The organism is Clostridium drakei, assembly GCF_000633595.2.
Taxonomy (GTDB): domain Bacteria; phylum Bacillota; class Clostridia; order Clostridiales; family Clostridiaceae; genus Clostridium_AM; species Clostridium_AM drakei.
In genome coordinates, this window is record NZ_JIBU02000014.1 from 110,883 (window position 1) to 111,087 (window position 205).

The window sequence follows — 205 nt, forward strand, 5'->3', positions numbered from 1 at the left end:
TAGTAACTTCAAGTGTACGCACGTAATTAAATTGTTATAAACCGATTTAGTATTTGAAAGCTATATTCAACCGTAACATTTATAACACTTAAAGCCAAGGCGGAGCCTGCTGTTAGGGTAATACATTTAGATTAAAAAGCAATTGCTTTCTATTCTGTTGAAATGTCTTAAAAGAGAATTATTATTTATGTGATTGAAAAACATA